Genomic DNA, 16422 nt, shown 5'->3' on the forward strand with positions numbered 1-16422 from the left:
CTGGTTACTCTTCTACTTTGTTTGGTGTTTGAGCGCTTTCAGACACTTCAACCATTACTTGTTTAAACTTCACCGTCATTCGCTCTAAACGTGCTTTTTCAGAATCGGTTTCAAACTCTTCTAAGGCAATACGCTTGCTAAACACGTCCATCGGGCTCAGTTCAGATAAGGTTTCTGCCGACTCTTGCTCTAAAGCTTGGTTACGGCGTTCTCTTGCGCGGCGCAATTGAAGCACTTCCACATTCAAACCTTCGGTTAGTGCGCGCATACGTTCTTGAAGATCCGACAAGTAATCTTGCGCTTGCACTTCTATCGATAACCACACGCTTTGTTCGCTATCTAAACCTATGTATTGGTTCAGCTGAGATTCGATCTCGCTCAAGTCGCCTTTGATTTCAGCTAGGGGCTGGAACGTTGGAACTGGCAATTGAGAAATGGTGCGCTCGCCCTCAACAAACTCAACCACACATACCTGCTTTTGAGATTTAAGTTCATCAAAGCTTAATGGTATTGGTGAGCCGCAGTAACGAATGTATTCACGCTTTGCCACCACTTGTGGACGGTGGATATGACCAAGTGCAATATAGTCTGCGTCTGGGAAGCCATCAGCGGCAAAACCATCAAGGTTGCCGACATAGATGTCGCGTACCGAATCCGATTGTTGAACACCCATCGCCGTTAAATGACCCGTAGCGATAATCGGCATGTGCTCGCTGTTTTCAAACTCCGCACGTTTTTCTACAGCGGCATCATAAACACTTTGGTAGTGCTGTTTGATTGCATCTCCGAGTTGCTTCTGACGCTCAACGCCTGTGACGCCCGCCTGGCTGGTCAACACATCGCGAGGGCGAATAAAAGGAATAGCACAAACCAGCGCTTCTACATCGCCGTTCTTGCCTTTTAGTTCGACAACCTGAGTCGCATGATCTTCATTGGTATTAGGAATCACGTCTGCGCCCATGTATTTGAGCAGCTGTTGTGTCTCTTTTAGCACAGACACCGAATCGTGATTTCCACCTAACAACACCAGTTGACAGTCGATCTTGTTCGAGTCGACCACGAACTTGTTATACATCTCACGAGCGTAACTCGGCGGTGTGCTGGTATCGAAAATATCGCCAGCAACAATGATCGCGTCGATGTCGTGCTCTGTAACTTGCTCAAGTAACCATTGTAAGAACCGTTCATGTTCATTCTTACGGCTTTTATTGTAGAAGTTTTGGCCAAGGTGCCAATCGGACGTGTGAAGAATCTTCATTGCTGCTCACTGGAAGTCTGTAATACCTTTAATCTACCAAAATAGTCGAGATAATTCCCTTTTATAAGCTTGTGAAAACCAACTAATTTCAGGCTTTGGACCAACTCCGCCCATAGCGTGACCAATCGTTATTTTTGACATAAAAAAACCGCTCAACGTTAGAGCGGTTATAGGTGTCCATGACATTAGCTGTAAGTTATTTCACAGAGGTCATTAAAAATTGTATGAAGCACCCAGTGTTACTGTGCTAAATGCGACATCTTTGCTGCTTAGACGAACTTTATTGCCATTGATATAAGCGTAGTTTTCTATGTTCACAGCATCTGCTTGCGAGATCAGGCGAAGTGTTAAGTTCTCCACTGGGTTGTATTCCACACCAACACCAAAATGGAAACCAGCACCAGAATCGTCACCGTAAAAAGCACTGTTGCTAGAGTTCAAATCTACGTAGCTCAGACCTGCGGTTACAAACGGACGAATTGAATTATCAAATGTGTAACCTACGTTTGCTGCAACAGAAAGAGAAGTTGGTGAAAGCAGCTTAGTACCAAACTTTTCGTAGTCAGCGTAATCCGTGTAACCAAGTTCAATACCAACAATGCGGTTAAATTGGTAACCACCGTAAAGGCTGTACCCCATGCTTTCAGCATCTAAATTGCCGCCGCCATCAGTGTCTGAATCTTGATACACACCAAGGCCGGCGCCAATGTATGGACCGCCCTCGATACCAGCAGCAAATGTAGGAAGTGAAACTAAGCCAACTAGGCCCAATAGAAATGATGATTTAAGCATGAAAATACCCTTTTTTTGTCTGTCCTACAGCAACGTTGACCAACAGCCAATAGTTTCCGACACTATTCCGCCTGTTGCGTTACTGTTTAAAATAAATTAAATAACCAGCTCCTAATGAATAATAAAACACTGTTCATTTACGGAGCGAATGAGAAAGTACCACAAGATTTTTAGGTCATCAAACGAACAATCATAGATATTTAGTTCAGTCTTATTTATGAGACAGATGTATTTCCTGAGAAGTAACGAGTACTAAAATACGTATAAACCTGATAGTAAACCTGAGCATTATCAATATTAAGTTCATTATAATCATGCCGTTACCGTACTAACTAAATTGTTACTCGTTCTCAAAAACAACCTGAATCTTCACGCCTAAACATAAAAGCCCATCCTACTCCTCTCTTTTTCCAATAAAAGATATAAAGAGAAGAATGAGTTTAATTTTGGGAGGGTATTTATTTAGAACAGCCTGCTATTAAAATATATTTCAATTTAATTCATATTATTAACGAGCTTCAGCGAGACTAGCCAAATAGTTATTCGTTAAATAAAAGCCGCTGAACTTCTCAATAAAGTCCGCAGGAACGGTTTTATCGGTCAAGCCAGATTCAATCAGCGCCACTTGCCACTTCTGTACTTTCGGGAAGCCTTCAAGCATATCAAAACCAGAGCCCTCTTTAATTACTGACGCTCGGTGCAACAGTGGTAGCCAAGCGATGTCGACGTTAGAGATGTAATCGCCTTTGAAGAAGTCGCTGTCACCCAGCTTGTTCTCGGCCTTTTGGAAGGATTTTTGAAGATTCGCTAAACGTGTCTCAAAGGTTTCTTTGTCTTTACTGCCCATCGTTCCACATTGCGGCATGTAATGTTTGCTTGCCTGATAAGACCAAGCGCGATCTAGTGCTTTTTGCTCTGCAGACACCTCTTCTATCGGCGAATATTTATCGTCTAAGTATTCAACAATTGCATCTGACTCAAACAGAACTGTGTCATTTTCTGTAATCAATACTGGCACTTGTCCGTTTGGCGAAATATCTAGGAACCATTGAGGTTTATTATTTAGCTCAATGTATTCAATTTCAAATGGGACATTTTTCATTACTAAAGCACCCATTACACGTTGAACAAATGGGCAGTTTTTAAAGCTAACAAGTTTAATCATGGTTGACTCCGAATTAGGTCATTAATTTGTATTTGTACCCCTAAGACGAACGCCAAAACCGAAAGACGAAAAATAATTCTATTTTTTTGGAAATAATTAAATGCGGAGATAATTAAAGGCAGTCACTTTAAGTCGTCACTTTCGGTAGGAACTTTAGATAATATGTTTGAATGCCTAATTACGAGCGGCTAAACGATCAAAGATATTGCAATAGACGCCATGATCATGCCAACGACAAATTCCAACACCTTCCACGCTCTCGGGTTCTTAAACATTGGAGCCAAGAAGCGAGCGCCATATCCAAGTGAAAAGAAGAACACGAATGACGCCGATACCGCCCCAGCGCCAAACAACATTTGATCCGGTTGATATTGCGTTGAGATAGACCCCAGCAATACCACAGTATCCAAATACACATGCGGGTTAAGCCAAGTGAACGCCAAACACATCGCAATCGCTTTGGTTAATGAGTCTTTAGTTTCTGCCGTGGCTTCTAAGGCGTGGTTTTCGGTAAATGCTGATCGGAAGCTTAAGAATGAATAGACACCCAAAAAGATAGCGCCACCATAACGGGCGAACTGCTCAATTTGTGGGAACTGCTTAACGATTGCGCCAAAGCCCGTCACGCCAAAGCTAATCAGTAAGGCGTCAGAAATGGCACATACAGCACAAACTGCCAATACGTGTTGGTTCTTAAGCCCTTGCTTTAAAACAAACGCATTTTGAGAGCCAATCGCAAGAATCAGCGAAAGGCCAAGGGAGAAACCTGCAAAGTAAGTCGACATCTAAGGCTAGTCTCTTAACGCAACTCAATACTCATAAACTGGCTGTGCGGGTCTAACACATAATCAGCAAAGGGTTCACAGTATCCGAAGCCAAACTTTTCATACAGGTTACGCGCAGCCTTAAAGTAGTCTTCTGAGCCGGTCTCTAAACTGATTGTTTGATACTGGCGGGCGGTTGCTGTATCCAATACGTGCTGTAAAAGTTGGCTCGCAACACCTGACTTTCGAGCAAACTGTGAGGTTCTCATCGATTTGAGTTCAGCGTGTTGGGTATTTAGCTCTTTAATGGCAACACACCCAAGTAGTTGGCTGTCTTTCCAAGCACTGAAAAAAGTAATCTCTGGTGACTTGAGCCCATCTAGATCCAGTGCATGAACGCTTTCGGCTGGCGAAGTGGCGTACATATCAGCGAGGTGCTCTTCAAGTAATTCAATGACTTCCCCACCCGACAAGTCATCCACCTTAATTTCTATTGAAGCACTGCTTTCCAATGCTGTTCTATTTTCCATTGAACCCTGTGCATTTATTGCTGATGTCATTGTTTCAACTCTCCTTGTTTAGTTCGCTTATTTAGCTTGAGTGATTTGGTTTTTATCAACAGCCCACTTTCCTGAATTGTTTCCTTTTCAAGAACTCGGTTTGAATCAGTAAAATTACTGATTAATCATAAAATTATAAATGTCACACTGGGTTTACCTAGATACCATATTTTTCCTATCTCGTCTCGTGATAAAAGCGTTCCGCAAAGCCCGTATGGTCGCTGCATTGAGGGAGCAACACCTGTTTTAGTTAACGAATAAGTAGTCAGGGCAAAGTGAATAGCGATGACACGCGTACTGATGTTGTTGGCAGCTTAAACATCCCTTTAAACGGTCTCATTTAAAACGACCATAAGTTAGAAAATAAAACGCTTTCATTGATCGAATATTTGATTGCGATTTTCCAATTTCGGTATATGATGCGCCACCCTAATTTTTCAGCTTATGCTGCAGGCAAATATGTCCGCCAACGCACTCTATACCGACCTATCCGGTTACTATGATTTAATGTGTGTAGATATTGACTACCAAGCGCAAAGTAACTGCGTACGTAGACTCCATCAAATCTTTGGAAATGAAGGAAAAACACACCTCGACTTAGCTTGTGGCACTGGCCCACACGTTCGTCATTTTATTGATTTCGGTTACCAAAGCGGTGGCCTAGATCTTAACAAGCCGATGTTAGATATCGCAGAAGTTCGCTGCCCGGAAGCCAAGTTCTCAGTACAAAACATGAGTAACTTTGAGGTCACGGAACCACTCGATCTTATCACTTGCTTCCTGTATTCCATCCATTACAACGATGGCCTTGAGAAGCTTAAAGAGTGTATTGAAAGTGTGCATCGTGCGTTAAAGCCAGAAGGTATTTTCTGTTTTAACGTGGTTGATAAAGACAAGATCAGCAACGACCTGTTTGTTAGACACACAACAAACCAAGACAAAGACGATTTCACGTTCCGTTCTGGTTGGTATTACTCTGGTCAGGGTGATAAGCAAGCGCTAAAGCTTAGCATCGAAAAGACGACTGCTGGTGAAACTCAAGTGTGGAATGATGAACACCCAATGGTGGCATTCTCGTTTAAAGAGTTAATCGAGATATTGAAGCCCTACTTCGAGGTTAATATCTTCGAGCACGATTACGACAAGCTGATTCCTTGGGATACTCAGTCCGGTAATGCGCTGATCACATGTGTCAAAATCTAGATTAATAGATAAACGGCAAATTAAACCAAATCTATAGATCAAAAAAGAACCCACACTCGCCATTCTCCTTTTAGAGCATCAGCCAGTGTGGGTTCTTTTGTATCAAGCTATCAGTTACTGAACTCTAAATTAGAAGTCCGCTGTCATACCTACGTAGTAAGTACGTGGCTCTTCAACATAGCCCATGCTCTCTAGCTCTTGTGATACAGCTTCGTCAGTTAAGTTCGTGATACCTGCACGTAGTCGTACTGAAGCATTCACGTTGTAGACAGCACCTAGGTTCAGCGTTGTGTAAGCGTCTTGAGTTAGATCGCTTTCGATCTGACGTTCACCACGGTAACGCGCACTCACGAAAGTACTTAGATCGTAAGTTGGGCTCCAGTTCAGTTTAACTAAACCCGAATGCTTGTAACGCTCAAGTAATTCGTCACCAGTAGACTTATCTTCAGTGTCTAAGAATGTGTAATTACCAGACACACCCCATTCATCAGTAATTTGGAATTGGCCTGTAAGCTCAGCACCTTGAACTACAGCCTCTGATACGTTTGTATAAGTACGCTTACCATTCACATAGCCAGTTGAGCTTGAACTATCAGCGCAACCTTTACCCGATTCAAACACTCCGCCGTTCTCACAATAGGTTTCATCACGATCAATTAGGTCGTTGATTTCATTTCGGAATAAGGCACCTTCAACATTCCAACGAGGTTGGCTATAAATCGCAGCGATCTCATAGTTCAAGCTGGTTTCGGGCTTAAGATCTTCATTACCATGTAAATCACATACGCCTTTACAGCTATTAACTGTGTAGTCTGTCTGATTTTGAGTCAATGTTGGTGCTTTAAATGCTTTACCCACACCACCCTTGATGATCAGGTCATTCGTTGTTTGATGAACCAAGTACACACGTGGGCTGAACTCTTCACCGTACAGTTCATGCTTATCTAAACGACCACCAATGGTTGCCGTTAGTTGATCCGTCATTAACCATTGGTCTTGAACAAATAACGCACCTTGATAAGCTTCAGATGTACCATTGACTAAGTTTTCTTTGTTGGTTAATTCACTCAACTGGTAGTCCATACCAAACGTTACGGTGTGACTATCACCAAGATAAGTGGTCGCCGAAGCTTCAACAATTTGAGTCAGCTCTTCGATGTCACTGCTATAGTTAGTATCTGAGTCCGCAGCATCATTATCTGTCACATTTTCACGTGAATAACGTACTTGCGTGTCACCCCAGCTCCAAAAACCACTATGTGTGATCGCTTGGCTCTGACGTACAACACGTGTGTCAGACTCAATCACAGATGATACGTTTTCCGCAGATGACTCACGTTCGTCGTCACTGTAACCAAAATCGAAATCAATGGTTTGGTTGTCTGTTGCATTCCATGTCAGGCTCGCGAGTAAGCTTAATGTCTCTCTTTCTTCTAACGCAGTAATGTCTGAACGATCGTAACCAGAGCTATGCATACCAGAATAGGGTTGCCAAGCATCACGGCTAGTTTGGTTAACAGATAGGCGAGCAAACAACTCGTCTTCAATCAACGCACCAGATGTCGTGAAGCCCATCGAATACTCTTCCCCTCCATCACCATCAAGTGGAGATGAAGTGTCCATGCTCAGTGTAGAGCTCCAATCGTTTTCTGGAGCCTTAGTGATGATGTTGATTGTACCGCCCATACCATCTGAACCGTAAAGTGCAGACATTGGGCCACGGATTATTTCAACACGTTCGATCGAATCAGCAGGAATCGTTGATAGGTCGAAGTCGTTACCACGGATGATGGCACTTGCAGAGCTTAAACGACGACCGTTCACCATGATAAGAGTGTAATCTGAATCCATACCACGAATAGAGATCATCTGACGGCCAGCACGTGTGCTATCAAAATCAGACTCAACACTCGTTGATTCGGCAACGATGTCTGCCAAGGTAATACCAGGGCTGTCTTCGATGTCTTGCGCGGTGATAACCGACATTGAAGCTGGCGCTTGTTTTAGTGCCATCTCGGTACGAGTTGCCGTAACAACCATTTGCTCATCTGTTGCTTGCGCTTCTTCTTGCGCCAACACGTTAGCTGAAAGTGAGGTACAAATAACAGCGACTGCGATCGAAAGGGGTTTACGAACCAAAAGAGGTTTGCGAATCAAAAGAGATCTCTCAGACATGATATTCATTCTTATATGTGATTGGTAATGATAATGGTTTGCATTAAACAACCAACTACCACTCTTATCAACGAAAGTTTCATACCAAAAATCGATTCTCGTTATTCACCATTCAAATAATGAAAGAGATCTATATCCAACTTGATAGGTATTCGTAATTTTCATTCACCCTGCAGATGGATTATGTATAAAGCTCTTTGAATATATTGCGAACCCAGCGACACATCGGGTCGTTATGAAAGCGCTTATGCCAGTATAAGTAGACGTCTTCTGATGGGTGGCGCAACGCTTTAGGCACGCGTTTACAAACAAGATCTCTTTGCGTAGCGGCTTGTTGAGCAAAAGGTGTCGGTAAATGAAAGATGATGTCGGTTGCTTCTGCCATATCCGGCGCGACGTTAAAATTGGAAAGCTGAATTGGAATGGACAGCTGGCGCTGCTTATCAATCAAGCCAAGATCTTTAAATCGACTTTCGATCGAGAGCTTCTTATCCCCTTGCAGTGAGATTTGACCAAGTTGGCTATTCAACAAGTCATCAACCGTGATCTCTTTGTCCGCCAAAGGATGTTTTTTACTCATCAGCAAACGGTAATCGCGGCTAATCACGAACATTCGATACAAATTTTGCTCTGAACTTAACGGCTCGTGGGTCGACAACACAAAGTGCGCATCACCGGATAACAGAGGCTCAAAGTGTCGTTTAGGAATCGAGTCGATATCAACAGTCATGTTTGGCGCTTGTTGACGTATCTCCGCAACTACCTTGGGCAGCAAGTGCGCGACATTAGGCACTAAACCAAAGAAGCGAACCGTACTGTCACTGCTTTGCGGTTCGAATACATCGCCATGTACCAGCTTTTCTAAACGTGTCAGTACCGAATTGAGATCTTGCTTAATGGCTTCTGCTTTTGGCGTTAACTCATAGCCATAAGCCGCTCGCACCAATAGATCATCATTGAAAACGGTACGCAGTTTTTGCAGAGATCGGCTCACCGTAGGTTGGCTCATATCCAGCGCCAATGCCGTGTTGGAAACGTGCTTCTCTTCAAGAAGGTGTTTAAGAATAACGAGTAGATTGAGGTCGACTTGAGCAAGATTCATTATGCAAATATTAACAATATATAAAATTCAATGTGCGCATAGTGCTATTTCTTAACATGTAATACAATTGATAATCACTCCTATTTTGATCTAGAGCAATATGCAGAGCAGAGTTTAAGGTTAAGTGGGTTTTAAAGCTCTAAGTCAGAACTGTTTAAACATAAAAAAGAGAGGCACAATGGCCTCTCTTTGATCGTCTACTTTATATTGCTAGCGTTGAGCTATCAGACTACAGCTTTGTCCAAGCATCTTGCCAGTATTGGCTATCTGCTGGAGCGTAAGACGCGCTTGCACACCATGCCGTGTATGGCCAAGGCTTACATTCGTACAAGCCATTATCGCTGCCGACCACAATGTCACCCGCTGCGTAGTTTGTGCCCGCTTCATATGGAGGGTAATCACCTGGAGGAGGTGTTGTTCCGCCACCGTCTTTAACAGCGAACGAATCGTTTACCATCACCATTTCACCGTCAGATGCTTTACCGACTACTTCAAGTGCATATTGCCCTTCCGCTACATCGTATAAGTCGATGGTAATAGCACGGCTGTCCGTTACGTTAACCTTAGTTTGCTCAACCACAGTACCTGCACTGTTGATCACCATAGCGGTAACATCTAATGCTTCATTTGATGTCAGTGTCAGATCTAAACGCACGTTGCCGTTATCTGGCGCATATTGTGATTGAAGTCCTGAAACCGAAAGCTCTAAGTCATCGCCCGGATCTGGGTTACCACCACATGAAGAGTCTGAAACTTTTCTCCAAACGCCCCACTCACCTGTTGTTCCTGGCTCTTCGCCGCGAGTGTACCAACCTGCTCCCCACGTTGAACCGTCATGAGATACTTGGTCACCTTCAACATAAACGGTGTCGGCATCCCATGCAGCAGCACAGTTAGAACCATCAGTTACAGACACTTTACGGTCAACGGTTACGGTTTGGTTCGCGCTGTCTGTCACGCTATACACAAGTGTGTAGTTGCCGATTTCATTTACATCGACACTGCCAGTGTGTGTAATAGTGCTTGTCAGGTCGCCATCTTCAGCATCATTCGCCGTCACGCCTGCCATAGCATCAAATGCAGTACCCAACACAACTGTTGTGTCAGATACGCCATTAAATACTGGCTTCTGGCTGAAAACCTCTACCGTTCTCGCTTTAGTGGTTTCGTTATTATCGCTGTCATTCACTCGGTAAGTCAAAACGTAAGTGCCAATAACACTGGTTTCAACGTAACCTTCAACATCGATTGATGACGTTAGATCGCCGTCTTCTTTGTCTGTTGCCGTCACGCCATCCATAGGATCAAACGTTGTGCCGTGAAGAACACGCGTATTTTCGACACCTTTAAGAACGGGCTCGCCCTCGACTGGTGGTGGCGTTACCTGACCGTGTACAAACGGGCCGTAGTCTTTAATGAACTGCTCGTTGTATTGTTGGCCGTTTTTGTTGGTGCCCATGTCCCAGTTGATAGACCAAGTCATCACACCACGTAGCGGTTGACCTTGCGCCGTTAGGCTATCAAATGCGTCGTATAAATCTTGTGGCTCTTGTACAAAACCGGTTGCTGCAGCATCGATGCTTGAAGGAATACCAAACACGAGCTTGTCATGTGGGATCTTGTGGAAACCACGCGTTCCGTTGATAAGAGAATCAGAAATGTAGTAGATGAACTCTTCTTTTAACGCATCGTTGTTTTGAGCAATCCAACCCACGCCTTCAACCCAGATACCATCGCCACCTTGGTTGTAGAATTGTGGGTTAATCCAGTCGTAATAGCCTTCTAGATTATCGATATAAGGAACGTACTTACCGCCTGTCGTGAGATACGGGAACTCAGGCGCCATAGTAATAAGGAAGTTTTCACCTTCAGCACGGTAGTGGTCTTTTACCAACTTAAGAGCATCAGGAATCACGGTTTGATTGTTTGCTGCGGTTACGGCTGCTTGTTCAAGGTCAATATCTAGGCCATCGAAACCGTAACGCTCAGTTAGACGGATAATCTCATCAGCAAAGGCTCTTTCATCACCGGTTTCTAGCTCTACGTGTGCATCCGCACCACCTAAAGCCAACAGCACAGAGCGACCTTGCTTGTTGAGTTCCGAGATTTGGTCAATAAATTGTTGTTCTGAAAGCCCAATGGTTGGGTCCAGTTTAAAAGTTGGGATTCGACCATCAGCCACATCGTAGACCTTCATGAATGACACATTCACGATGTTGTACATTGGGTTCACTTCATCCAGCGTCACACATGGCGCATTACCACCTTGGTAGCCGCCACCGTCACACCAGTTATGCCAATAGCCAACCACCACGCCAGAGTCTGGATTCGTCATATCTGAACCATTCGCATAAACAGCGCCAGACATTGCCGCCATGCCGAGCGATACTGCTAATTGTAGAGCTTTACGTTTCAACATTAGTCCCACTTCCTTACTTAACAGCTGTGCCAATCACAACCGAACCAATTCATTGTAATCATGAATATTTATAGAAAAGTAATGGAATTTTTAGGAAAAGATGACCTTTGATTTAACTTGTGATTTTAAGTCACAGATTGAATATCAGAATCAATATGACTTTGACTTTTCATTCAAATTGAAATGCTAAAAACTGTTATTTTCGGCTGAATGCATTGACCATATAAATATTTGATCAACCTTAATTCACTAAGATAATTAACCAAAAATATAAAAAATCACCGATAGGAAAAAATAAACTATAAATCGGCAAAAATCATCCCAAAGACGCCGTAATTACTGACCTAAGACCAGATACCATTGCGAGTGATATCACTAAAACAGCTTGGATATAGCCATCATACATGTGCTAGCAATACACACGTATAACGGAATATAGGAGCTAGAATTTGTAGGATTTTGAATGTATACGTCGGGAGTTTTTCAGTTAACCGTCAGTGCCAGATGAATAATATGCATCCAATAGTGAAATAAAATTCACCTTATCAAGTTCATTAAGTTGATTAATTCCAGCCGCTGCTTTTCTTCCTCCGCCAGTCGCAAAACTTGAGCAAATTTCGTCTGCGCCCGTTCTATTTGATAATGGCGCACGTAAGCTCACCGTGTAAGACTCGCCGTCTTGGTTTTTCGTTAATACTGCTTGCGCTCGGTTTGGATCTTGATTAACGATTTCATTACCAAATACGCCACTGATGCGCCTTGCCCACGTCTCACCTGGCAGTTCAAACACACGTGCGACTTCACTTTCATAAACAGGAGCAAGGTTTGATAACTGCTGGCGATCATTTTGATAAGCAGCTCGCAGTCGATAAAACACAGAGTCTTTATCATCCAAAAGATCAAACGGATTCGGGTATTGATAAAGGGTTTTGTAGAGCTCAGCTGGCGTGAAATGCAAATCACTCAGTGACGAACCGTAACCGTTGTAGTTAACCAAGGTACCTAGCTCTTCTAGAAACTCTTTTTGAGATTGAGCGAATCCATTTTCATCCGCTAGCCGCGCCGCCACCGTTTTTAGATTGTCGCCAAAGGCAGCTGCGATTGCCCAAGCCACATGCGCACCATTCAGCTTCTGGTTAATCAGCAAGCTCGTGCAGCTCTCTGGCGCGGTATCAATCAGAGTATCTAAATGACTAGAAGTTGGGACATCCCCTGTTCGGTGGTGATCGCAATAAAATACATTGATGTTTGCGTCTAGCAGTGAGTGCAGTGCAGGCAGGTTTTTCTCCATCGATACATCTAAAACGGTAACGGAAGAAACATCACCTTGCTTACTCGGCTCCATAGTTTGAGTAACAACTTGAGAGACCAACTTAATATCACGCTTAACACCAGTAATGAGCACGCTCTCTCTTGGCTCACTTAATCGCAGCTGTAACAACGCGATTATGCCATCTGCGTCTCCGTTGAATACGTCGTAGTGCATGTTGTTCCTTTTACTCTCAATCAGATTAGGCTTGAAGTTTATATCTGTATTTTTACAAGCACCGTTGTTTATTATCAATATCAACTTGTTAGGTGATATAACTCTATTGAACATAGCGGTTATTCACGGCTTGTGCTATTGATCAAAAACTCAAGATTATACGAAATACGCTTAATCTCACTTCAAAACTATGAGCGCGTTCCTTGTATGGCTTTTGAAAGTTTAATATCGAAGTTGATAACCTTTTGTTCATGTACATAAAAGTGACCACAACGAACCGTTACGCTTTGATACAATGAGAGTTGGATTAGTTAGGTTTTTACTCGAATTGACATTTATAAGCGTTTACAATGACTTTCGAGTTAGCGAAAACTTTCAATTCAAACCACAGATCCAAAGGTACACTGCATTTCCATGATCAACTTCGAACCCAAACGCCCTTATCAAACCCTCGGTCTTATCTTGAGAAAAGAACTATCTGATGGTCTTTACCCGATTGGAAGTCGTTTACCGCCCGAGCGAGATATTGCTGAGCGTCTATCCGTGAGCAGAGCTGTGGTTAGAGAAGCAATCATCATGCTGGAACTTGAGGGACTCGTTGAAGTAAAGAAAGGCTCGGGAGTGTACATCGTTAACTTACCGACTACATCAACAGTGGCACAAAATGAAGATGTAGGTCCTTTTGAAATGCTTCAAGCAAGACAGTTATTGGAAAGCAGTATTGCTGAGTTTGCTGCAACACAAGCAACCCCTGCTGATATCGAAAAAATGCGTGAAGCTCTAGAAATTGAGCGCCGCGAAATTGAAAACAATGTCCAAAATCCGGTTGGTGACAGAATGTTCCATCAGTGTATTGCCGAAGCGACACAGAATTCTGTGCTGGTCGATATTCTAAAGGAATCGTGGGAACGTCGTGAGTCTAGCCCTATGTGGAAGATACTGCATACACATATCGAGATCCAAGACTATAGGAAAGAGTGGCTAGATGATCATGCTGCTATTTTGCTAGCAATGAGACGCAAGAACCCAATCGAAGCCAAGCAAGCGATGTGGCAACATCTAGAACATGTGAAGATTAGGCTTTTAGAGCTTTCTGATTTTACCGACCCTAATTTTGATGGTTATCTGTTTAACTCCATTCCCGCTATCGCGACATCAAAAGACAATCTTTAGAAAATAGGTGACATAAAATACTTATGTCACCTGATTTTTACGGAGTGATCTCCTCACCAGTTTCTACATTGAGCTTAAAAGACTGGCCCGCATGGGCAAGTATCAAAGTATTTTCGTCAGTTAACACGTAATCTATTGGTTGTTTTAAGCAACTCATAACCACTTGATGTTGCTGCTGTTCTTCTATGAACCATTCTAGATGTTTAATATCTTTCTGAGCGTCAGATTCAACATTCCCTTTGAAACCATCACCGTCATCAATTTCACTTGTTAACTTAACTACACAAGAAGGATCACTCATCATTCCAAGATAATAAGTTTCTTGTTCATGGTACAAATCAACACTCCCCCCCTTAATAACAACTTCGAGCGGGGTATGGGCTCGCCATTGCATCGATTTGGGTTCAGATAGCCTAATGTTGTCGACAATAACGACCCCGTTATCTGCAACTTGTATTATTGTTCGCACAAACGACTCACAACTCTCATAAGCATTCGCGAGATCTAGAACGACACATTGAAACTCATTGCTATCAATTCGAGTGATTACTGTTGCTTGAGCTGTTGCGCAATCTATCTTCTGACCTTCAGTCGCGTTGGTAACGCTATCGTCTAAATTGACACCACCAAATAAGGGTAAATTATGCGCCTGCGTAGTTCGAGTCCATAAACTATGATGTTTGCTACCAAACCTATAGCCATAACTGCCACTCGGAGTAAGAACATTAACGCCATCATCGACTAGTGCAACATTCCCTTGATCAGCATGGCGATGAGAACTATTACCAAACTTACTTGCTCGGTAGTACACCGACATTTTACTATGGGCAGTTTTACCTAACCCTGCGTATGAATAGTAAATGTTGTTCGACGCAGGGCTCACGCACAGAGCAGTCTCGTCAGAAACAAACGCCTCATTTGAAGTCATTAACGTATTAGAAACGGTTGAATGTTGATCCGATTTTTCAAATTGTAACTGCGGATACGTCGGTACTATATCTAATAAATGGAGCTTGTAAGTCTCAATATTGGACTCTAACTTCTTGGACTCTAATATCGACTTCGTACAACCATACCGTGGTGCATATATTCTGAGTGGATTTTGCGCAAAGAAACCAGGCCACTCTTTACCTTCTCTCTTGCACCAGAAGCCATCACCAAAGGGATGAATTCGATCGTTATTCGCCACAAAGTCCAAAGCAAACTTAACGTAATTCTTATAAAACGGGTGATTATAGAAAGAAAAGCCACTTAAACGCTCAACCGACAAGAAAAACGGATGGTGCCACTTGGTATAGGAAGAAGAATAAAAAGGCCCCTCAACCCAACTGCCATCTTTTCCGCCATAGAAAGGCAACACACCTCGGTAAATCATTAAGGCGTAATTAAGCCAACGTTCACAAGTTTTAAGTTCAAACTCTTTGTGTAACACAAGGGCAGCAACGCCTAAGTAAGCAGGCAAACGCGATGTATGTGAATGTCCCGGGTACTGTTTAAACTTATCTTGCTCTAAGCGCTCTTCCATTTGATAGGCATATCGAATTAAGAGCGGCCTGACGAATGAACACTCGTCGGTCGTCAGCAATGGAGACAACCAATGATAGGCAAGATACAAATTTCGCGTCATTGACAGGCCAATTTCATCTCCCCACGTACAAGGCCTTAACAGTGACGCCGGGCCTTCAGGGCTCCACTCGGATAAGCGCAATAAAATTTGGCATGCCTTATGTCCTGCCACCTCATCACCCCACACCTTATATAGTAATGTTAGTGCGATAAGATCGCGATCAATCCAACGTCTTACGTTAGCGATAGCTGTACGCTTCCCTTCTTCATTACCACGGCGATAATGATTAGAATATAAAATGTCATCTATATCAGTTAGTTCAACACTATTGCGTAACTTGTCTCTTGCACTTAATGAAGCATTGCTGACTGCGTCAATATCTTCATCGAAATACATCATAAACTGGTCTTTATTAGTACACAGTGAGAATAGTGACATAGCGTCCGGTGCCAAGTAGTTTTCTGACTCCGTCGTGATTTCAAAAACAATCCAATCAGATTTTGCTAGAGTATTGAGGCAAGTCACTCTCCAGCGATAGCTACCTTGAGGTAACTGAAATGTCGGTTGTAAAGGAGACTGCACCGATTTCCAATCCCATTTTTGCTCACCGTCTTTGTCTTCAAGTTCGATGTTATATGCAGAACCATACTCTCCTTGAGGCCAATTGAAACTTGGGGGATTGACTGAGGAAATTTCGTTACAAGGCGACAAAAAAATTTGGAAATCATGCGTTCTTTCTAGTTGTAGCATGTGTTACT

The 16422-nt window shown here is 43.1% G+C and carries 12 protein-coding genes; 2 read left to right on the forward strand and 10 right to left on the reverse strand.

The window, feature by feature from the left end:
- Nucleotides 1–4: 4 nt before the first annotated feature.
- From sbcD to LMH68_RS01000, 5 genes are all read right to left on the reverse strand, one after another.
- The gene (gene sbcD, locus LMH68_RS00980; RefSeq protein ID WP_229647291.1) at nt 5–1258 is read right to left on the reverse strand and encodes an exonuclease subunit SbcD; all 1254 of its coding nucleotides are present in this window, start codon (nt 1256–1258) and stop codon (nt 5–7) included.
- Nucleotides 1259–1471: 213 nt separating this feature from the next.
- Nucleotides 1472–2050, reverse strand: a complete 579-nt coding sequence (locus LMH68_RS00985; protein WP_017083561.1) for a porin family protein — start codon at nt 2048–2050, stop codon at nt 1472–1474.
- Nucleotides 2051–2558: 508 nt separating this feature from the next.
- Nucleotides 2559–3215: a glutathione S-transferase family protein gene (locus tag LMH68_RS00990; RefSeq protein ID WP_065681884.1), complete on the reverse strand. Its 657-nt coding sequence runs from the start codon at nt 3213–3215 to the stop codon at nt 2559–2561.
- 188 nt (nt 3216–3403) lie between these two features.
- The gene (locus LMH68_RS00995; protein WP_229647290.1) at nt 3404–4000 is read right to left on the reverse strand and encodes a LysE/ArgO family amino acid transporter; all 597 of its coding nucleotides are present in this window, start codon (nt 3998–4000) and stop codon (nt 3404–3406) included.
- A gap of 14 nt (nt 4001–4014) precedes the next feature.
- On the reverse strand, nt 4015–4539 hold the full coding sequence (locus tag LMH68_RS01000; protein ID WP_017059192.1) for a GNAT family N-acetyltransferase: 525 nt from the start codon (nt 4537–4539) through the stop codon (nt 4015–4017).
- A gap of 459 nt (nt 4540–4998) precedes the next feature.
- Between LMH68_RS01000 and LMH68_RS01005 the strand changes: the two genes are divergently transcribed.
- The gene (locus LMH68_RS01005) at nt 4999–5742 is read left to right on the forward strand and encodes a class I SAM-dependent DNA methyltransferase (protein ID WP_029235856.1); all 744 of its coding nucleotides are present in this window, start codon (nt 4999–5001) and stop codon (nt 5740–5742) included.
- Nucleotides 5743–5871: 129 nt separating this feature from the next.
- Here the strand turns inward: LMH68_RS01005 and LMH68_RS01010 are convergent, their stop codons facing one another.
- From LMH68_RS01010 to LMH68_RS01025, 4 genes are all read right to left on the reverse strand, one after another.
- Complete coding sequence (locus LMH68_RS01010) at nt 5872–7917, reverse strand: TonB-dependent receptor domain-containing protein (protein ID WP_229647289.1); 2046 nt, start codon at nt 7915–7917, stop codon at nt 5872–5874.
- 181 nt (nt 7918–8098) lie between these two features.
- A complete protein-coding gene (locus LMH68_RS01015) occupies nt 8099–9019 on the reverse strand; it encodes a LysR family transcriptional regulator (RefSeq protein ID WP_017059189.1) in 921 nt (306 codons plus the stop codon).
- A 229-nt stretch (nt 9020–9248) separates the two neighbouring features.
- Nucleotides 9249–11438, reverse strand: coding sequence for an immunoglobulin-like domain-containing protein (locus tag LMH68_RS01020; RefSeq protein ID WP_229647288.1), 2190 nt, complete (start codon nt 11436–11438; stop codon nt 9249–9251).
- A 487-nt stretch (nt 11439–11925) separates the two neighbouring features.
- A complete protein-coding gene (locus tag LMH68_RS01025) occupies nt 11926–12924 on the reverse strand; it encodes a DHH family phosphoesterase (protein WP_229647287.1) in 999 nt (332 codons plus the stop codon).
- A 414-nt stretch (nt 12925–13338) separates the two neighbouring features.
- Here LMH68_RS01025 and LMH68_RS01030 point away from each other — a divergent pair, with 414 nt between their 5' ends.
- On the forward strand, nt 13339–14097 hold the full coding sequence (locus LMH68_RS01030) for an FCD domain-containing protein (RefSeq protein WP_083190198.1): 759 nt from the start codon (nt 13339–13341) through the stop codon (nt 14095–14097).
- Nucleotides 14098–14134: 37 nt separating this feature from the next.
- Here the strand turns inward: LMH68_RS01030 and LMH68_RS01035 are convergent, their stop codons facing one another.
- The gene (locus LMH68_RS01035) at nt 14135–16414 is read right to left on the reverse strand and encodes a heparinase II/III family protein (RefSeq protein WP_229647286.1); all 2280 of its coding nucleotides are present in this window, start codon (nt 16412–16414) and stop codon (nt 14135–14137) included.
- Nucleotides 16415–16422: the final 8 nt, after the last annotated feature.

The sequence above is a fragment of the Vibrio sp. F13 genome, from assembly GCF_020806305.2.
Taxonomy (GTDB): Bacteria; Pseudomonadota; Gammaproteobacteria; order Enterobacterales; family Vibrionaceae; genus Vibrio; species Vibrio crassostreae_C.